The organism is Gordonia sp. GONU, assembly GCF_024733855.1.
Classification (GTDB): domain Bacteria; phylum Actinomycetota; class Actinomycetes; order Mycobacteriales; family Mycobacteriaceae; genus Gordonia; species Gordonia amicalis.
This window is the reverse complement of record NZ_JANRHB010000007.1, coordinates 186,699-205,330: the sequence shown is the minus strand read 5'-3', so window position 1 is coordinate 205,330 and position 18,632 is coordinate 186,699. Positions and strand designations below refer to the sequence as shown.

At 64.3% G+C, this 18,632-nt stretch carries 14 protein-coding genes and 2 pseudogenes; 7 read left to right on the top strand and 9 right to left on the bottom strand.

Translation table 11 applies throughout. The annotated features are described in order from the left end of the window. Positions 1-250, top strand: a 250-nt coding sequence (locus NWF34_RS09670) for a hypothetical protein (RefSeq protein WP_258324834.1), incomplete at its 5' end; no start/stop codon positions are given. A gap of 319 nt (positions 251-569) precedes the next feature. Continuing rightward, positions 570-806: pseudogene (locus NWF34_RS09665) on the top strand (integrase core domain-containing protein); the annotation flags it as partial. Between the two features lie 139 nt (positions 807-945). On the opposite strand, the gene NWF34_RS09660 reads toward NWF34_RS09665, so the two are convergent. Genes NWF34_RS09660 through NWF34_RS09645 form a run of 4 tightly spaced genes read right to left on the bottom strand, consistent with a single transcriptional unit; the run spans position 946 to position 9,025 of the window. Next, the gene (locus tag NWF34_RS09660; protein WP_024497985.1) at positions 946-1,578 is read right to left on the bottom strand and encodes a hypothetical protein; all 633 of its coding nucleotides are present in this window, start codon (positions 1,576-1,578) and stop codon (positions 946-948) included. After that, entirely contained in the window at positions 1,568-7,966 is a 6,399-nt protein-coding gene (locus NWF34_RS09655; RefSeq protein ID WP_258324833.1) for a putative T7SS-secreted protein, read from the bottom strand. Before NWF34_RS09655 ends, NWF34_RS09660 begins: the two co-directional genes overlap by 11 nt. Before the next feature lie 10 nt (positions 7,967-7,976). Next, complete coding sequence (locus NWF34_RS09650) at positions 7,977-8,633, bottom strand: hypothetical protein (RefSeq protein ID WP_024497987.1); 657 nt, start codon at positions 8,631-8,633, stop codon at positions 7,977-7,979. After that, positions 8,630-9,025: an SseB family protein gene (locus NWF34_RS09645; protein WP_024497988.1), complete on the bottom strand. Its 396-nt coding sequence runs from the start codon at positions 9,023-9,025 to the stop codon at positions 8,630-8,632. Before NWF34_RS09645 ends, NWF34_RS09650 begins: the two co-directional genes overlap by 4 nt. 382 nt (positions 9,026-9,407) lie before the next feature. Between NWF34_RS09645 and NWF34_RS09640 the strand changes: the two genes are divergently transcribed. Next, positions 9,408-10,061, top strand: coding sequence for a M23 family metallopeptidase (locus NWF34_RS09640; protein WP_258324832.1), 654 nt, complete (start codon positions 9,408-9,410; stop codon positions 10,059-10,061). A 210-nt stretch (positions 10,062-10,271) separates the two neighbouring features. Here NWF34_RS09640 and NWF34_RS09635 read toward each other — a convergent pair whose 3' ends face one another. Beyond that, positions 10,272-11,522, bottom strand: coding sequence for a hypothetical protein (locus tag NWF34_RS09635; RefSeq protein ID WP_248664741.1), 1,251 nt, complete (start codon positions 11,520-11,522; stop codon positions 10,272-10,274). Next, positions 11,519-12,616: a cell division protein ZapB gene (locus NWF34_RS09630; protein ID WP_159405028.1), complete on the bottom strand. Its 1,098-nt coding sequence runs from the start codon at positions 12,614-12,616 to the stop codon at positions 11,519-11,521. Before NWF34_RS09630 ends, NWF34_RS09635 begins: the two co-directional genes overlap by 4 nt. 153 nt (positions 12,617-12,769) lie before the next feature. On the opposite strand from NWF34_RS09630, the pseudogene NWF34_RS09625 reads away from it, so the two are divergent. Next, positions 12,770-12,869, top strand: a pseudogene (locus tag NWF34_RS09625) (M23 family peptidase); the annotation flags it as partial. 20 nt (positions 12,870-12,889) lie between these two features. Here NWF34_RS09625 and NWF34_RS09620 read toward each other — a convergent pair. Both NWF34_RS09620 and NWF34_RS09615 read right to left on the bottom strand, forming a co-directional pair. After that, positions 12,890-14,143, bottom strand: coding sequence for an APC family permease (locus NWF34_RS09620; RefSeq protein ID WP_258324831.1), 1,254 nt, complete (start codon positions 14,141-14,143; stop codon positions 12,890-12,892). Between the two features lie 73 nt (positions 14,144-14,216). Then, positions 14,217-14,930, bottom strand: coding sequence for an NUDIX hydrolase (locus NWF34_RS09615; RefSeq protein WP_258324830.1), 714 nt, complete (start codon positions 14,928-14,930; stop codon positions 14,217-14,219). 98 nt (positions 14,931-15,028) lie between these two features. Here NWF34_RS09615 and NWF34_RS09610 point away from each other — a divergent pair, with 98 nt between their 5' ends. The 3 genes from NWF34_RS09610 (at position 15,029) to NWF34_RS09605 (ending at position 17,566) form a co-directional block, all read left to right on the top strand. Further along, positions 15,029-16,300 (top strand): VWA domain-containing protein, encoded by a 1,272-nt coding sequence (locus NWF34_RS09610; protein WP_258324841.1) that lies wholly within the window; start codon positions 15,029-15,031, stop codon positions 16,298-16,300. Between the two features lie 299 nt (positions 16,301-16,599). Further along, complete coding sequence (locus tag NWF34_RS25430; protein WP_375295641.1) at positions 16,600-16,923, top strand: type VII secretion target; 324 nt, start codon at positions 16,600-16,602, stop codon at positions 16,921-16,923. Beyond that, positions 16,916-17,566: a DUF3558 domain-containing protein gene (locus tag NWF34_RS09605; protein ID WP_258324829.1), complete on the top strand. Its 651-nt coding sequence runs from the start codon at positions 16,916-16,918 to the stop codon at positions 17,564-17,566. The genes NWF34_RS25430 and NWF34_RS09605 overlap by 8 nt, the downstream gene beginning before the upstream one ends. Before the next feature lie 86 nt (positions 17,567-17,652). Here the strand turns inward: NWF34_RS09605 and NWF34_RS09600 are convergent, their stop codons facing one another. After that, the gene (locus tag NWF34_RS09600; RefSeq protein WP_258324828.1) at positions 17,653-18,441 is read right to left on the bottom strand and encodes a helix-turn-helix transcriptional regulator; all 789 of its coding nucleotides are present in this window, start codon (positions 18,439-18,441) and stop codon (positions 17,653-17,655) included. Positions 18,442-18,632 lie beyond the last annotated feature (191 nt).

Below are 18,632 nucleotides of genomic sequence, written 5' to 3'. Positions count from 1 at the left end.
CTTACCTGTCTCCTCGACGATCCGGACCGCCCCATCACGAAACTCCCGGTCGTACTTCTTCCGCTTCTCTGGCATCGTGCTCCTCATTATCGATGCCTCTACGGTTCGGGGGGAACCTCAGTGCGACGCGCAAGATCGGCAGTCGTCGCCGAGCCTGCAGGTGATCCTCTCGCGGGATCAGCAGGGCTCGGTCAGCGGGTACTCGTCGCAAACGGACACCATAAGCTTCAAGTGGAGAAACGACGCCTAGCTCTGAAGCGCTCGTAGCCTCGCTCCCCTTTCTGTCCTGATTCGGTCCGTCCTGTCTGTATTCGGTACGACAAAAAATCGCACCCACGCTTCGCGGTATAAGCGATGGGCGGAGGTGGTCGCGAATTCGAGGTCGGTGCCCCAAATGGTCAAGGTGAAGAGGTCGTCATCCAACTCAACCAACGTCGGTCGAATTGTGAAGGCCCAGCCGTACCCGAGGTCGGCATGGATCTGATCGAGGCCAACTTTGTTCACCGAATCGAGTTGCAGGTAGGAGTCGATCGTCCCCTTCGGGGCATCTCGGTGGGGATCTCCTACATCCCGCCGGCACGCCGTGGAACAACGGGTTCATCGAGTCGTTCAACAACCGGCTCCGCGACGAGTGCCTGAACCGCAACTGCTGGCCCACCCTGCTGGAAGCCCGCGTGGTGATCAGCGATTTCAAAGACGACCACAACCACCGGCACCGCCACTCGGCGCTGTGCTACCAGACGCCGGCCGAGTACAGTGCCCGATGCACCCACCAGCATCACCCCGTGGGCTGCGAGATCGACTGACCGACAGCTAGAAGGAACTGGCTCTAGAACTGCCTGGACCGGCTATCGGGGACCTGCCACATCGACTACCGGGGTCAGATCCAACCGTCAATCGGGAAGAGCCAGATTACCGGTGTTCGGCTTCTTCTTCGAACTGCAGTTAATTCTTCTGAATAACATCTTTCATCGCGCTTACTGTGTCGTAGTCGCCGAAAAACTGAAACCCGTGGTCTCGATCGTCAAATGCACCATATGAACGTATAACCAGCTCGCCCTTTTCGATGAGTCTCACCGACTCAAACAGGAGCTTCTCGCGGCCAACGGGTTCGTGGCCAAACGCTCCTACGGCCCTGCTTGGTGTGTCGCGACGACGGACGACACCGATTGCATTCCCATGAGAAACCGCTCCGAAGTACGCCACCGTGAGGGGTACGTCAGCATAACCGAGCGCTTGAGTCGTGCCATCGTCATAGTCGTGTAGTAATGAGACTCGTTGTATCCCCGTGTCCGCTAATAGTTCCGGAAACTGAGACCAAGGTCCGCTACGCTCAAGCCGCAGCCGAGCCAGACGATTCGGGATCACGTCGTGGACGGTGAACACTCGTAGCTGCCACTTCCACTCTGGGTTGTCGCCCATCCGGTCCACGATCATCTCGGCGATCTCTTCATGACCTCGCGCTTCGTGAATACTGCGGCGCTTGACATTGATGTCCAGGACGAATAAATCAGCACGTTCTAGTGGCGTGAAGTTTCTCCACGTGCTCGCATCCTCAATTTCGATCTCAATAGTCATAGTGTTCGCCATCTGGGGTATTGAAATGTGGGCCCCGATTCTGGCGGGGATCATCTGCGAAGACGTGTCCGCCAGCATCGTCACGGATTTCGATTGTCCGACCGTTCACTCTAAACCTATACCTGTAACCGGGCTGCCTATTTTCCCGTCTATCGAGGTTCTCGAGCACCTCATACGGATGCTGTGACACCGGGATTCCCCAATCTCGCTTGGCCTGACGGAACGCGCCACGACGTCCTGCACCTTCCGGAGATCTATCCGGAGGTCGGTTGGGTTGCGCGTCATCGGCGCTATGGACGTCGCGACCTCGGCGCCTCCTACTCGAGTCGTCGCAAGAGCCGGTCGGCGCCAATCCGAGAGGGTCGGCCCAGATCGTTGGGTTACGCGGATAGGCATAAGGGTTCGGCGCCGGCGCCAGCCCGAGTGGGTCCGGACTGAGGTACAGACCGGTGCTCGGGTGATAATAGCGGTGACGGTTGTAGTGCAGTCCGGTCTCGGTGTCCAAGTACTGACCGGGGTACGACCAGGGTGTTGATGCTCCGGTCCATGCGGTCTTGCCATACAGAGTCCTGACCGATCGGCCGGCGACTTCGCCTGTGTTCGGTTCGATCAGCGCGGTCGGTGCGGCGATCTGGTCGGTCACGATCGCGAAGAACTCCCGGTCGACTTCTGACTGCGACCACTGCAGCGCCGGTTGCGTAGCGGGAGTCCTGCCGCCGAGATTCAGACTGAGATCGCCGTCCTGCCCACTTGTGCCACCGGGCCCTGGCCCATCCTCGATCGGGCTGATCGGCTCGGATGTGGAAGTCTGCGCCAGCGGGACGAAGGCGGCCGGCGAATAACTCCACGTGGTCGCCTGCAACTCCTGCTCGGGACCAGGCGCGATGTCGATCTGCTCGACGAGATGCTCGCCGTGCCAGTGAAAGCGTGTGGTTGCGCCGGTCGACTGGTTCGTCTTCGACAGTCGTCGTCCCACGTGGTCGTAGGTGTAGGACCACGCCGTGCCATCCGGGGTGGTCACCGACCGCAGGTGATCGTGGGCATCCCAGACGTAGTGCCAGACATCCGGTTTGCGTGACAGCCGCCGACGACTCATCGAGATAGCCCGACCGGCGGCGTCGTAGCGGTAGGAGGTGCGGCCGTCGTCGACGAGGAGGGTGCCGGAGTAGCGGCGGCGGCCCTTCGAGGCTCGGCTGGCGCCTCGCACCTCAGGGAGCAAGGGGTCGCTGGCGCCTCGCACCTCAGGGAGCGATGGGTCGCTGGCGCCTCGCACCTCGGGGTCGTGGTTACTCTCACCCGTGGAGGCGTACTCGGTGATGTTGCCGGTCGCGTCGAACGAGAACTGCTCCGACCCCGAGGGACTCGTCGCGGCGACCACCCGCCCGAGCACGTCGACCCGGTAGTCGGTACGACCAGCGGTCAGTGTCGACGTCAAACTGGTGAGGATGCCGTCAGAACGGTAGCTGTACTCGGCAGCTGCGACAGTCCGATCGGGGCGCTTCTCCCCCGCGCTCGCTCCACCGACCCCGAGATTCAAGCCCGACGGGCGCTCCGCCACAGCCATGACGGTCCGCCCGATAAGGCGGCCCACCGGATCCCACGTCGAGTCGATGGCCGAGCCCTCGAAGCGCCGACGCCGCTCACGACCTGTCGGACTCGTAGTGATGTCGCAGGAGCGTCCCGCGCTGGACAGGAAGTCGAGAACCCCGCGCGGGTCGTAGCCGTACCGGGTGTTGACACCTGTCGGTGACGTGAGCGAGGCCAGGCGTCCTGCACCAGTCCAGGCAGACTCGATGACCCAATCGCTCTGCGCGTCCTCAACACCGGTGAGCTGCGGCAGCCCAGCAGCGGTGTAACTCGTATGCCAGCGCCCAAAGACACCGGCCGCGCTCTCGAGTCGACCAGCGGCATCGAAGCTGTATTCCGTTGTCTCGCCGTCGAGGTCGGGATTGACCGGATCGGCGGTGAGGTCACTGATCAGGCGACCGACTGCGTCGTAGGTGAACGACACCGTCTGCCCCGCGGCGTTCGTGCGTGACTCCAGTCGACCCTCATCGTCGTAGATATACGTCGTTGTCGCGTTGTTGAAGTCCGTCTCCGACGCCAGGGACCCGTCTGCGTTGTAGGTGTAGGTCCACACCAGGTCGTCGGGGTTGGTGACCGCGACCAGGCGACGTGTGGCGTCGTAGCTGAACTCGGTGCGAGACCCGTCGGCGTCGATCCGTGCGACCGGCAGGTCGTAATGCCCGTACTCCCAACGGGTCACCGCGCCGACGGGATCGGTGTATGCGACGCAGTTGCCCTCGCCGTCGTACTGCCATCGAGACTGACCGCCATCCGGCGCCGTGACACTCGTTCGGTTACCCATCGCGTCGTAGGTGACGACGGTCCGTGCGCCTTCGGCATCGACGACCTCGGTCGGACGCCCGAAGCCGTCGCAACTGACGTGCGTGGTGTGGCCGAGAGTGTCCGAGATCGCGGCCGGAAGCCCGGCAGCGTTGTTGCGATAACGTACGACAACGCCGTCAGGGTCGGTGCGCGACGTCAGCGCGCCGTGCTCGTCATACGTGTAGCTGGTGACCGCACCGGCGTTGTCGACGACGCTTGTCGGTAAGCCGTTGTCGTCGTAGGCGATCCGCGTCGTGATCCCGCCGGGTTCGACGATCCGCTCCGGACAGTCGGGTCCGGCATACGCGATCTCGGTGACCTTGCCGTCCGGGGCCGTGATCGACTCCACGTCACCGATACCGTTGTAGCGCAGAATGGTCCGCGCGCCACCCGGACTGGTGATCGACAGCGGCTGACGGTTGGCGTTGTAGTCGGTGTAGGTTATCCGTCCGGCCGCGTCGGCTTCCTGACGCACGCGTCCGTCGGTGTCGATGCCGTATACGGTGGTCGCGCCGACGGCGTCGCGGTAGGTCGTGTACGAGCCGAGGCCATCTGGGCGGAGGTGGTACTCGAATCGGCCCGACCACACACCGTTCATGCCGGACTGGATCGTCACGCGTCCGAGGTCGTCGTAGCGGTTCCAGTACTCCATGCCCAGCGAGTCACGCCACCAGGTCATGCGCGCGGCGTCGTCGTAGCCGAAATACGTTGTGCCACCGACTGCGTTGGTAACCGCCGCGAGATTGCCCTGGTGATAGTCGAAGGTGCACAACTGCTGGTCGACCGGGACACCGTCCACGCCTGCGGTCAGCCGGTAGCCGAGGATGCGGGCGCCGTCGCACTGCACCTCGATCCGGTAGCCGGCCGAATGTTCCACTGCCGACGGTCGGCCGCGCTCGTCGAAGACGAACTCGATCCGATTGTGGTGGCGGTCGGTCATCGCCGAGACCGCGATGTCCCCGGCGCGCACATCGACCCCGTTGAGTTCGGGGATCGGGACGAAGAACCAGCTCAGACGGTCGCGAATGTGAGTGACCCGATAACCGCCCGTGGGGGTCGTCCGTAGCTCCCAATCGGACGCGTTGACACTCCGCGACACCGAATCACCCTCGGGCTTAGGGAAATTCGTCAAAGTGCCGTCGGCGTCGACGATCGTGACGAGTTCGTCGCCGACGAGGGCCCGCGCGTCGAAGCTCGACGGTGTCGTCGGACCCATCCAGCGGCCCCATCGATACCGCGAACGATGACGATGCGTCAGGCGCAGCGGGAGTACGCCCGGCAACTCGACGTCGGTCAGCGGCAGGAAGTACTCCCCTGATGCGACGTTGACCGGTTCGCCGTTGCTGCGGCATTGGGTCGGTGCCTCGTTGCCCTCGCTGGTATCGGCACGATCGGGAGCGCCTTCGTCGGTGCGCCCGGGGTTCGCCGGGTCGTGGGCCTCACGGGTGTCGTGGTCGATCTCGGGGTTATCCGAGTCGGGACCATTCGGCTGGTCGGGGTTTCGCGGCGACGAGGGCGAATCCGGCGTCGTGTCGCGGTGATTCGGTGTGGGCGAACGATCAGGTGTGATCGGACGGTCCGGGAACGCAGCCGGCGGAATCGGCCGGTCGTCCGGCATGATCCGCGTGTTGGTGGGACTCCCGGCGTCGCGGTCCGGAGTGTGCCGGCCAGTCGGTTCCGGCACGTTGTGAGCGTTCGACGGAGTCGGCCGAGCGCCATCGCGTGCAGGGGTGGCGTTGTCCGGGGTGGTCCGCGCCGGTGTGGTGCGGTCGGGTGTGTGATCGGGGGCCCGTGGAGGTGCGGCAGGCGTGTCGGCTCTGGCGGCAGCACCAGGACTGACCGGTGCGCTGGTGGGCTTCGGCTGGCCTGCGTCCGGCACGGCGTGTGAAGGAGCGTGCGGCCCCGACACCGGGTGCGGTCCAGAGACAGGTACGACCGGCGTCCCGTTCGGTGACTGACCATCTGAGGGAGTCCTCGTCGAGGCGTCGGGTCCGTTGTGTGACCCGACAGGTGACTCGGGATGGACCGTCGGTGTCGGCCGCGCGTTGGGCCCGGGTGTGTCCGCATCCGGACGAACAGGGTGTGGTCCAGGCGACGCGTTGTCGTCGACGGGTTTGGACGGATAGGGACCTGAAGGTTCGTCGTTGCGCACGACCGGTTGCCCTATGCCGTCGCCATCCGATTTGGTCGGTGCATGGTCAACATTGGTCGGTGTGACGTCGCTTCCGCGGGCGTCTGGGTCGTCGTGATGCCCCACGTTCTGTCCGCCGGCGTCACCGTCGTTCTTGGTTGACGGCGAATCGCCACCGGGACTGTGTTCGACGGCGGGTGTGGTCGTTTCTCCGCGATCAGGACCTGGCGGGTCGTCCTCACCTGATCCCCTACCGCCCGGTGTGGTGTCTCCCGCGTCCGGCGTGGACGCGTCCGGTGCGTCTGTTCGCGTCGCCGAAGTGGCTGCCGGTGTGGATGTAGGAGCTGGGTCACCTGAGTGTGGCGAGGTCGGTGATGGACTGTCGAAGGTACCGCCGCCGACGGGTTGATCGGGCGTGGCGGAATCGGAACGTGGTGTGGGCGAGTGCGGTGGCCCCGCTGCGGGTGTGGGTTCGGGTGGACCCGGTGGCGGGGCAGCATGATCTGGCACGGGGGCCGAGGACGACGATTCGGATTGGGCTGGCGTTCCGGGAGTGGGACCGGGGTCGGGCTCTCGTGGAAGCGGTCTCTCGTGAGTGGATAGATCGGGTCCGTGGTGGACAGGCAGATCTCGGGACGGGGTGGCTCCGGGTGTGGGCGCCGAGCCGTCGGGAGATGCCGGATGGGGCGCAGACGGGGTGGGAGACGTCGGGGCGGTGGGCGCCGGCGCATCGGGAGCTGTTCCGGCGTGCGGCCTGGGGGACGGTGTCGGTACGTCGGGCGCCGCTTTGGTGAGTTTGAGAAGTGACAGACCTTTGGGTCCCGGAGCGGCAGTCGCCGCCACATTTCCGAGCAGGGTGCCGAAGCTGCTCGCCGGATCGGTCGACCATCCGCCACCGACAAAGTTTCGGACAGCGGCGTCGGGGTGGGCGACCTGGTTGGTGATGCCAATGATCAGCCCGGCGGAGTTGCGTACGTACTGATGCGGTCTGGCGACGTTGTACGGATTCTGCGGGGCGAGCATCCACAGCGACTTGAACATCTCGGTCCCCGCGCCGACGAGCCCGAACTCGAAATGGTTGAACGCCGTGGCGGCGCCGGCTCCGATGTCTTTGGCCTCCATCTGAGCCTGTTCGAAGGCTGAGGGCATGGGCGGTGCCAGGTTCGCGGCGGCGCTGAGTTCGGATTTCGTGCCTGGTGCAGCCGAATTCCGGTGATCACGACCGACTTTCAGGACTCGTCTCGCCTCGCGTTGATACTCTGGCCAGGGGTTCGGTCCGGGATGGACGGGCGGGGTGTCGCGGCGGTCGTTCCGATAATCGTCGAGTTCGGCGTTGTAGGTTTCGGCCTTGGCTTTCCATTCGTCGCGTAGACGTTCGCCTTCCTCCCATATCCGGATGGCGTCGGTTGCCTTCTGCTGGGCGAACTCGACGACGCCTGCCCATTTCGTCAGAGCTGCAGCGGCATTCGACGCGGCCTCGGCGGCGGCGAACCACCGCGGAACCTGCTGGCCCATGGCGTCGTGGAATCCGTCAGCGCCGTCACCGGCCCAGTTGCCGGCCGAGATTCCGCGGAGTCCTTCTCCGGCCTTCGTGAAGTTGCCTGCGAATCCCTCGAATGTGCCTGCGGCTGCGGTGATCGCGCCGGGATCCCCGAGGATGAGCTCTTTCGGGTCGTTCGTTCTTCCCAGTTCTTTCTCGTCGGGCATGGCGCCCATCGAATTCGCGATGTCATCTCCGAAGTCCTCGACTTCGATCGCGATCGTCTCGAGCCCTACTGCACGGAGACCCTTGCCGACGAGATCGGTGGCACCGTCGACGAGTCCGCCGACGAATTCCCGTCCGCCCTCGATGATGCCGAATGGATCCATTCAGGCGACCTCAGTCATGCGGTGTCCCAGCTGAATCTGGCGCTCGAACCGTACGTTCGTCGCCCGGGGGCTCGCCGGCTGTGAAGCCCTCCCGCTCGAATCCATCCATGGTGTCTTCGATCAGGGTTCGCGGGTCCATCTGGTGACGCTTGATGGTCGCGAGGTCATTCAAGAAACTCTCGCGGTTCTCCTCGGCGAAGTCGAGGTGACGCTGTTTCTCGGCGTCGCTCAGCGACCATTCCGGATTCGTCAGCACGTTGCGGTTGTGATCCCACAGGTCGCCCCACGACATCTTCTTGATGTCCTCGGGAGTCAGGCTCGGGTCACCGGCGATGTCCATCACCATGTCTTTGAACTGACCTTCGGCCCACTTCTCCTCGCGCTCATAGTGACTCGCCCCGAGTCCGAGTCCGCGCGACAGTTCGGCCGCGCCTGTGACGAGCGCCCGAACCCCCCATTCCCAGCGATCGCAGTATTCCTCGAGTCCGGCTTTGGGATCGGCGTGACCGATCGACTTGCCGTCGAGGTCGAGATCCCCGTATCCCCGGCCGAGCGCTGCGGTGTACCCGGCCGCGGCGCCGGTGTCTCCGAGACCGTCGATCACGCCGTTGATTCCCTCGCCGGCCTTCTTGATGTCGTCCGGATCGACAGTCAGCTTCTCAGTCATCGGATGATCTCGCCCTCGTCGTCGTAGTAACAGTGCGGGGTGAAGTCCTTCAGCGGAGGGAAAGTCATCTGCGTGGGTGTCATCGGGTCGACGACGAGGCCCGTCGGTTCCGGGGCTTTGTCGAGCACCTCGTCGATGAGTGCCTGGCCCTGGACGTCGATGTAGGTGACCTCGGCGGGGTCGCGGTCGGTCAGGTCGGCGAAGTCGCGCAGACGCTGGGGCGTCGTGAACGCGAGCATCCAGGGCAGCCCGCCCTGGACCAGGGTGAAGAATCGTCCGTGGACGTCGAGCGGCACCGACAGGTGCGCCTCGCGCAGGGCGTCGTAGAGCCTCGGCGGATCGCCGAACCCGGACAGGTAGGCGCGCACCTCACCCGCATACGTGACAGTCATCGAATCCCCCGACCTTCATCCCCGTGCCGGATGATGCTAGATCACCCGGCCCAGGTCCTCGCGGCGGCTGTCCACAGCATCGGTTCCACCGCGTCGTCGCGGCCGCCGCCCGACCGTCGAGATCGCGTCCCGTGTTCTTGCGACCCGGTCACCGCACCCATCGCCCAGCGACGTGGAGAAGCGACCTGCACAAACGCCATCGCGACGACGCCCGAAAGGTGACCGGGCCCACGTTGACCTCGGCAATCAGTCGCTCAGAAGTGAGCTCGCCCACCTTGAGCCCGCTTTCTAAGGAGCAGCTCAGGTCCGTGTGGGTAACCTCGCCGTGTCCTGCCCGATACCAAATCGTTACCGAGACGGAAAAGCTGTGCCTCTACACCCCATGAACGCTCATCACTCGACGCACACCCGCACCCGCAAGGCGGTGCGAGCCGGTGCGCTCGTCGCCTTTGTCGGCGCGATCGGCCTCGCCGTTGGCAACGCTGCACAGGCTGCAGCCCAGCCCGCGCCCCCGGCGGCGAAGATCGCGCTGCCGGAGAGCGTGAAGATGCCGGCCGGACTGGTCCTGCCGCCCGAGGTCGACAAGTTCGCTCGCGACATCCTGCCGCCGTCGGTATTCACTCCCGCCGTGCCCGGCCACCCGGGCATCCGCAAGGCCGTCAAGCCTGTCAGCGGCACCGTGACGTCGGGTTATGGCCCGCGTTGGGGCACCAATCACAACGGAGTCGACATCGCCAACAAAGTCGGTACCCCCATTTACGCCGTGACCGACGGAGTCGTCCTCGAGTCCGGCCCGGCCTCCGGCTTCGGGCAGTGGGTCCGCGTGAAGCAGGACGACGGCACCACCGGCGTCTTCGGCCACGTTGATCAGAGCTTCGTCCGCCCCGGTCAGCACGTCACTGCCGGCCAGAAGATCGCCACCGTCGGTAACCGCGGCCAGTCCACCGGCCCCCACCTGCATTACGAGGTCTGGGATGCCAACGGCAAGAAGATCAACCCGCAGGTGTGGCTGAACCAGCGCGGCGTCCACCCGTGACGAACGCTCCTGCCTGAGAGCATCGCTCGCGCCAAGCGTCTTGCGGTGTGTTCACCAGCTCTCGACCGCGATCATCTTGTGATCGCGGTCGAGAGCATTTGAGGCAAGTCTCCGTCTGGCTTCATCAATTATTCACAAAGCACGGGATAGACGTGCCGAGCGCGGACATCGTCGACAACCGGTCGACACAGGCACGCGAGGCTACGGGCCTTACGCAAGATCCTGCAATGGTCCGATCAGGTTGGCATCCGTATCACTCAGTTGCTCAACGCGATCGATTAGACCGAGTTGCCACGGCTGAGCGGTTGCCATGACGAGTTCGTCCCATGATCGAGCGCTTGGAATTTGTGATGCGCGATATGCGTCACTGACGGCGGTCGCGGCTAGAGTGCCGGTGCGGAGCAGCGCCGGAATGTTCGCGTGCCGGATGTGAGACGGATGCAGCGCGCGCAAGTAATCTCCGGTAGCCGCGTGCGCCGCCATCTGGGCAGTGACCTTGCCCAAGGAGATGGCCGATACAAGACCGTGGGCGGCCAGGAGCAGTTCCGTGCGGCGACGCTGGCCTGGCCAGTCGAGTTCAGCGGTTCCAGTTCGGTGCAGGGCTTCGCCATGTACATATGTCCGCATGAGAACTTCGACGACGATGACCGTCATCGAGGGGTTGGCGATTCCGTTCCGAATGTTCCAGCCGGTTCCATTAGCGAGTCCGCTGTACGCGTGGAGCGCAAAGTCCCGAAGCGCGGTCGAATCGCTCTCGTAGAGCAGGGACATCCCTGGAATCGGCAGGCTCATCTCCGTGATCACATCCGCGAGTAGATGCTGGCCTAACCGGGACGCGGCCTCCGTGGTAGGTAGTGGTCCTCTGAAGCGTCCGACTTGGTCTACCGCCTGCGGAACTCCATCCACCCAACGGACCCCACGGAATTCACCTTCCATCACCTGTCGGATCGCTTCGATCGGACGTGCAAGGTCATGGCCGGCAGACTTAACGCGGTGCGCGCGGCCCCCGAATCCGGGGCCCATGTAGTCGATGGGCAGCCGTTTCCCGGCGCTCTCCCACATCTGCAATGTGGCAGTATCTTTGAGACCCTTCAGTCGATCCCGCACTGCGCGGTCGATCGTCGAGTCGAACCAGCAGCACAGTAGGCCGATCAGACCGGCCGCGCCGACTGCAAGATAGTCCGAAGTCCTCCACTCGAGGCGGTGCTTGGTGAGCCAGTTCTCCCACGCTTCACGCTGACTTGCTGTCAGGGCTTGGTCGAGGTCGACCTCTTCCCAACCCCGTTGCGTCCTGAGTTGCTTGTTGTACGCGGTGAGTTCGTCATACGACTGGCGATGGGACGTCTCTGGAAGTTCGACCATCGACTCCTCGTCCTTGAGTGCGGAGCCGATGATGTCGTCGAGCTCACTGAGGCGTCGCGCTTGGGTATCGAGGTTGAGCTCGATCTCGTCGTCAGTCATTCCACATCCATCGCTGGCAACCGGTCGCGCACCACAGTCAGGGTCGTCGTCGCGGAACGAAGTTCGCGGAGCTCGACCTTCATCTCTTCGATTTGCGCTTTGAGCGAGGAGTTCTCGGCTTTGGTCTGAGCATTCTCGGCGCGCAGGCTGTCGATCTTCTCCACCAGCAACCTGGTTCGGTCGGTCAGGGTGTTGATGTTCTCCTGCAGGCTTTCGACCACGCGTCGCACCTTCTCGTCTCGGTTGGGCGAGTCTGCGAGTACCAATTTGGCGATCAGATCGAGTTTCACTGCTTCGGCGGCAATCGCCTGAGAAGCGAGCGGACTGAATCCCGTTCCGGCAGCGACTGCACCGCCAATGGCGACGCCCCCGATTCCTGTCAAGAGCATTGTCCCGCCGGCGACGCCGAAGCCGCCTGCTGCCAGCGAACCACCACCGAGAGCCGCCAAGCCCGCCGACGTCGCGGCCGCCCCCGTCAGACCCATGGTGCTTCCGATCGCGGCGCCGATCGCAGGGGCTGCCCAGCCTGCGGTGACGATGCCGACTCCTGCGCCGACAGCAGTCGCGGCGACCACTCGACCCCACTTGATTGACTTGAGTCGCAACGCCTTCCGTACGCTCTCCAACTCACCGTTCGCAGACTTGAGGTCGCCGTCTTTCAACCCCCCAAGATCTTGGGCTGCGAGTTCAAGGCTCGACTCGCGTGTCTTCTTGTCCCATCGGTTCCCGTCGGTCCAGGGTTCCAGCGTCAGAAGTTCGACGAGGATCACCAGCGCCGCTGATCGGACATGGACCTGCGGCGCGAGCGAAGCGGCGAGGTTGACGAATAGTTCGACCTTGTCGTCGATCGATCCACGGTCGAAGTTCTCCAGCTCGTCGGGAAGCCAGTCGGCTCCACCCACCGGCACGACATCCACGAAGGACTGCAAGACGAAGCGATGCAGGTCATTCGTCTTCTGAATGGTGTTCCGGTCCTTACGTTCCGCTTCGAGGTCAGCCATGAGCATGCGCGCCTGCAGCGAGCGCACAGTCAGCACTTGAAGTGGAGTGAGTCTGAGTTCTTCAACCACTTGGTTCGCGGTCACTTCAGTCATGGAGATCCTCGGTCGGTCCTGGCTTGTCGCAGGCACTGTACCGAGTTGATCCGACATCGCTGATGGGTTCGGCACCGATTCAGTCATGCGAGCGGTCTGTCTTCGCGGTGGAATCACTCTTGGGCGCCTGACCGGGGATGGTCATCACCGTCCGAGTCCACCGGTCCTCACCTGCACTACGAGGTTCTGGGATGCCAACGGCAACAAGATCAACCCGCAGGTGTGGCTGAACCAGCGCGGCGTCCACCCGTGACGAACGCTCCTTCCTGAGCCCTATTGTCGGAGCCGGCGTGTACTGCGAAACGCGTACACGCCGGCTCCGACTGCTAGGACGATCACCCCGGCGAGCACCGAGGTGAGTGGCAACGTGAACGCCACCACCACGCACCCGGTCACACCCACCACGGGGGTGGCTCGCGCGGGACGGTTCTCGTCGCGGGTCAGCGTGAGCGCCGACGCGTTGGCGACGGCGTAGTAGAGAAGCACGCCGAACGACGAGAATCCGATGGCCGCCCGGACGTCGGCGGTGGCGGCGACCACCGCGACCACTCCGCCGACCACCAACTCGGCGCGATGCGGGACCTGCGTCCGCGCGTGCACGGCGGCCAGTGGACGCGGCAGATGACCGTCGCGGGACATCGCGAACACGGTCCTCGAGACGCCGAGGATGAGTGCGAGCAGGGAGCCGATCGCGGCAACCGCAGCGCCGACGCGGACCACCGGGACCAGCCAGTCGACGCCCACGGATTCGGCGACAGCCGTCAACGGTGCTGCGGCGTCGCCGAGTTCATCGGCCCCCAGAACGCTGAGTGCCGCGGTCGCGACCAGCGCGTAGACCACGAGGGTCAGCCCGAGGGAGATGCCAATCGCACGAGGAATCGTGCGGGCCGGTTCGCGGACCTCCTCGCCCAGCGTCGCAATCCGTGCGTATCCCGCGAAGGCGAAGAACAGCAGGCCGGCCGCCTGCAGCACGCCGAGCACGCTGGCGTCCGAGCTCAGCGTCAGATTGTCGGGACTGGCGACATCGGACGCGAACGCGGACACCACCACCGCGGCCAGTACCGCCAGCACGAAGGCGACGATGATCCGCGTCAGCCACGCCGCCTTCTGTACTCCCGCGTAGTTCACCGCGGTCAACGCGACCACGGCGGCCACCGCGACCGCGTGGGCGTGATTCGGCCACACATACACCCCGACCGTCAGCGCCATCGCCGCGCACGACGCAGTCTTGCCGATGACGAACGCCCAGCCTGCGAGGTACCCCCAGAATTCGCCGAGGCGCTCCCGGCCGTACACGTAGGTGCCACCCGAGACCGGATAGAGAGCCGCCAACCGTGCGGAAGATGTTGCGTTGCAATAGGCGACGACGCCGGCGATCGCGAGGCCGACCAGCAGCCACGAACCGGCAGCGGCGGCCGCCGGCGCGAGCGCGACGAAGATTCCGGCGCCGAGCATCGCCCCGAGCCCGACCAGCACCGCGTCGTGGAGACCGAGTGCGCGACGCAGCGGGGCCTGGGAGTCTGTCATCGAGTTCCTTTTGTTCGGAGGTCGCACGACGCTGCGGATCCTGGGTGCGTCGTCCGGTGATGTCGCGTGGCCGCTACTGAGTGTCGGGCCTCGGGCTGGGTAACCGCCACCCGAAGGTCGCGGTTGGTGGCGCATCTTTCGCGTACAACCGTGCCGGGCGGCCGCCGCCGACCCGCGTCGCAGGTTTGCCGTCGGCGTCGAGCTGCGGTGCGAGCAATGGCTGCGCGCGCCGGTTGAACGAGTCCCGCATCAGCCGCCGTCCGAGGATCGCTTCATGCAGTTCGCGCAGCTCCGACAGTGTGTACGGAGGTCGCAGGAGATTGTCCGGGTCGGGCTGGTCTTCGTAGCGTTCGCGGAGTTTGTCGGTGGCCGCTGCAATGATCTCGGCGTGGTCGTAAAGGACCCGCTCCCCTGACGCCAGCTGCCCGGTTGGCGTGACGGGCGCGAGTTCGCCAGTGACGTCGGACAATTCGACGGCCGGCAAGGCTACCGCATGCGCGACCGAGATCGTCCAGCCGCGAGGATCTCGGTCAGGATCACTGAAGACCGCCAGCAGGTGCGGATGGACGTGATCGGGCGAGAGCCCCAGTTTCAGTTGGAGCACTTCGCGCACCGTCTCCTCGACGGTGTGCCGCTCCCGGACGAACCGCCCCGGCAACGCGGCTCTCCCCTGCTCGTCGCGCTGGATCACCACGTTCAGCGCGCCGTCGGAAACGGTGAGGACCGCGATGTCGACGGCCACGTTCGGCCGTGGGTAGTTGGTGAGCGTCGTCGAACGAGTGGTCACGAACAAAAGGCTATGCGAATGTCTGCGCAAAGGTCTATTCTCAGATTCGCGCAAAGTCGCCGTCTCGATCGGATGCCGAGACGGAGGAAGGAAGAATGATGAAACTCTCCGCTGCTCTGGACGTCGAGATGGTGGCCCACGAGACCGCCGATGAAGTGACCGTTCTGCTGGAGCTGCAGGCTCCCGCGGGACCCGAGACCACACGCACCCCTACTGCCGTGCAGGTGGTGCTCGACCGGAGCGGGTCGATGTCCGGCAGCCCGCTCGACGGTGCGAAGAAGGCTCTCGCCGGTGTTGTCGCGCAGCTGGATCCATCGGATGCATTCGGCGTGGTCACCTTCGACGACGACGCGCAGGTCGTCGTACCGGCCGCTCGCCTGTCGGACAAGCAGCGCGCGGTGGACGCGATCGGGTCGATCGCAGCCGGTGGCTGCACGGATCTGTCGTCGGGCTACCTGCTCGGGCTGCGGGAACTACGGCGTAGCGCCCAGGCGGCCGGAATCCAGGGCGGCACAGTGCTGATCATCAGCGACGGCCACGTGAACCGCGGCATTCTCGAGGTCGACAAGTTCGCGAGCGTCACGTCGAAGGCCGCCGGCGACGGGATCGTCACGTCCACGCTCGGATACGGGCGCGGCTACGACGAGACGCTGCTGTCGGCGATGGCGCGTGCGGGCAACGGCAACCACGTCTTCGCCGACAACCCGGACGCAGCGGGTGCGGCGATCGCCGGCGAGGTCGAAGGTCTGTTGGCGAAGTCGGCGCAGGTGGTGACGCTGACCGTGCGGTTTGTCCCGCAGGTGCAGGAGTTGTCGTTGTACAACGACCTGCCGGCTCACCAGACCGCCGACGGCGAGGTGATGGTCGAGCTCGGCGACTTCTACGCACTCGAAGAGCGGAAGCTTTTGCTGCGGATGAAGGTCGACGGCCTCGCCGCACTGGGTCTGGCGCAGATCGCGACGCTCGAGTTGCGGTACGTCGAGACCTCGACGCTCACCGAACACACGGTGTCGCTACCGATTTCGGTGAATGTGGTGCCGGGCGACGAGGCTTCGGGTCGTGTGCCGGACCCGAAGGTGGAGTCCGAGCGCCTGTACCAAGAGGGGCAGGCAGCGAAGCTCAAGGCCTCGGAGGCGTTCGAGGCCGGAGATCTGGATACCGGCAACCAGCTGCTGGGCGAGTCGGCGTCTCAGCTTCGACGGGCCTCGGCGCTCGCATCGCCCGAGGAGTTCATGGCGATCGAGGAGGAGCTGCGGAGCATCGAGGTGTTGGGTGCGCAGGCGAGGGTCGAGGGTGCGGGGTACGCGTCGAAGATGTCGCGGGACTCATACCACCTCGCGAACCGGAAGCGCGGGCGTCGGCGGGGGTAGTTCCACTATGTCGAGATGTGGCCACCGGGCTGAGGCTCGGTGGCCACACCAATACCCCGTTCGCCCTCCCCTGTCGGTGCAGTCGCCCACGCGAGTCCGCGGAAGTTGGTCGACGGCGCTGGCTTCGGTGGGAGTCTCGGTCCTCAGACTCCACAGCGAGCGAGATCAGCTGGCGGAATCCGCGGGCCACGCTAGTCTGTTCGGCGAGGGTGGGGCGCCGTCGGGGCGCGCGAGCGTGAGGGGGACTTGTGACGACACCGTTCTCAGACGACTCGTTATTGCCCAAAGCTGCCCCGGCGATGCCCGTGAGTCCGCACGGAAATGACTACGTACTGCGCTCTGAACGCGCTCAGTGGGAGCGGCGGGCCGCAGTTGCCGCCGAAGTAGCGGAGACGCTCGATACCGTGTTCTCAGACCTGAAACCTGTAGGAAAATCCAATCACCTGGGGGACTGTGTAGAAGGACGTGACGTGACCGCCGGACTGAGGCGTGCTCTCGCGTCCCTCTCCGCCGACATTGCGGCACACGCAAACCAGGCGACGGACTTGGCACGCCAGTGCAGATCTGCTGCGACCGAATTCGAAAGCGCCGACCTCGCCGGCGCAGAGGGTCTCGATGCCTGATCCCCGTTTGATAGGTCTCGCAATAGCAGTCGCCTCATTTACGATTTTTGCGGTGGGCGCCTGCGCGACTGAAACGGGACAGCCAGTAGCGGCGCCGTCGACTGCTGCTCCCGTCTCCAACGCCCAAGAGATTCGGCAGACAGACGACGCAGGCAATCGACTCCCCTTCGAAACCGAGTTTCCGAACAGATGGAGCATCAACAACGACGGGTCCTCCTATGAACCCTGTACGCAGGTGTCAGTCGATGTTGTGAAGCGCTTCGTATTGGACCCGGACTCAGTTGGAGACGTCGCTGCTTCCAACTTCCAGACCGCCAGAGGATGTGAATGGAAGTACGTCGACGACAGTAGATCCTCGATCGCCCAGTTCGTGGGCAACCTCCGGCGACCCGAGGCGGGCCTGTCCGGTCACAAAGAGTCGAACGCCGCAGGGACAACCTGGCTACCAGACACTGAAATAGACGGACGTCGCGTACTTCGCGAATCAATGGGACCAGGTGACTGCACGGTCTACGTGAGGTCTGGAAACGCCCTAGTCATAACGTCTGTTACGAGGATGGGCTTCAATCCGCCGTCTACTGAGCAGCTGTGCGCCGAGGCGACCAGTTTTCTGAGGGCAACTATTGCCCAGATCCCGAACTAGGATTCGGACACCGACGGCTGAAACGAATCGAAGTCGTGACTAGGCCACATTTGTCACCAAGTCAGTTCTACCGCAATGGATACCGTTCACATTCCGCCTACTGCACCGCAACGCTCCTCAGAACCCTGCGCGCTAACGCACACCAACTTCACCAACTCCGCCCGGTTCCTTACCCGCGTGGCCGCGAACACCCGACTGACATACTTCTTCACCGTGTCGACTCCCAGGTTGAGGATCGACGCAATCTCTTCATTCGTATGCCCATCCGCAACGAGCTCAGCCAGCTCAATCTGCCGCGGCGACAGACACTCCCGCCACGACGGGAGCGGCTCCCCGGGAAGCAATTTCGCCAGGTTCGACAGCTGCCGGGACAGCAGCCCCATGGCATGCAACCGCAGACGGTCCGGTTGCCTACCCTCTGAGTCGAACAACCCGACCAGCCCGTGGCAATCGTTCGCGAGGTCGAGATGCATCACGGATGCACTGTGTAACTGCTTGCGATACAGGAAGTCTTGTAGATAACTGACGGAGTCGCTGGCGAGTCCGCCGAGCTTGTCCGCCGAGATCGCCGGGTTCTTCGACAACGCCGCCCGCGACTGCGCGGACGCGAAGACGTCCTTCGGATACCACCGTGCTTGATACTCGTCGATCACCGGCATGATCCGCCCCGTGACCACGGAGTTGGGATCCGAAAACGCGGTGACGAAGGTCGGGCCGGTGAAGAACGTCGTGTTCAGACAGTTGTAGTGCTCGTGCAGCGCACCCATCAAGACGTTCTTGAACGCCTCGAGAGTTTCTGCCTGCGAGCATGCATCCAAGATGGCGAAGACCCGCTCGTACTCATCGACGGGTAGCACGACCGACTGACTGGCCAATCCCGTGCTCCTTCCTCCGGACGCGATCCCTGAACTGTACCGGTTCAATTGTGATGTGGAGCACATGCAACGCCATGCAACGGGGGCGCTGCGGCAGCAGGCCCAGAGCAAACCGTCCACTTTCGTGCACTGTGGCGTCAGTCACACTCTTTCTAGTCTTTCGTCGTGGCCGACAGACCGCCGGCCGACAG

Coding starts and splice junctions, on each gene's coding strand:
- NWF34_RS09645 (WP_024497988.1), bottom strand. CDS start 9,025: ATGACTGTCACGTATGCGGGTGAGGTGCGCGCCTACCTGTCCGGGTTC.
- NWF34_RS09660 (WP_024497985.1), bottom strand. CDS start 1,578: ATGACTATTGAGATCGAAATTGAGGATGCGAGCACGTGGAGAAACTTC.
- NWF34_RS09610 (WP_258324841.1), top strand. CDS start 15,029: ATGAAACTCTCCGCTGCTCTGGACGTCGAGATGGTGGCCCACGAGACC.
- NWF34_RS09630 (WP_159405028.1), bottom strand. CDS start 12,616: ATGACTGAAGTGACCGCGAACCAAGTGGTTGAAGAACTCAGACTCACT.
- NWF34_RS09605 (WP_258324829.1), top strand. CDS start 16,916: ATGCCTGATCCCCGTTTGATAGGTCTCGCAATAGCAGTCGCCTCATTT.
- NWF34_RS09620 (WP_258324831.1), bottom strand. CDS start 14,143: ATGACAGACTCCCAGGCCCCGCTGCGTCGCGCACTCGGTCTCCACGAC.
- NWF34_RS25430 (WP_375295641.1), top strand. CDS start 16,600: ATGCCCGTGAGTCCGCACGGAAATGACTACGTACTGCGCTCTGAACGC.
- NWF34_RS09640 (WP_258324832.1), top strand. CDS start 9,408: ATGAACGCTCATCACTCGACGCACACCCGCACCCGCAAGGCGGTGCGA.
- NWF34_RS09655 (WP_258324833.1), bottom strand. CDS start 7,966: ATGGATCCATTCGGCATCATCGAGGGCGGACGGGAATTCGTCGGCGGA.
- NWF34_RS09650 (WP_024497987.1), bottom strand. CDS start 8,633: ATGACTGAGAAGCTGACTGTCGATCCGGACGACATCAAGAAGGCCGGC.
- NWF34_RS09635 (WP_248664741.1), bottom strand. CDS start 11,522: ATGACTGACGACGAGATCGAGCTCAACCTCGATACCCAAGCGCGACGC.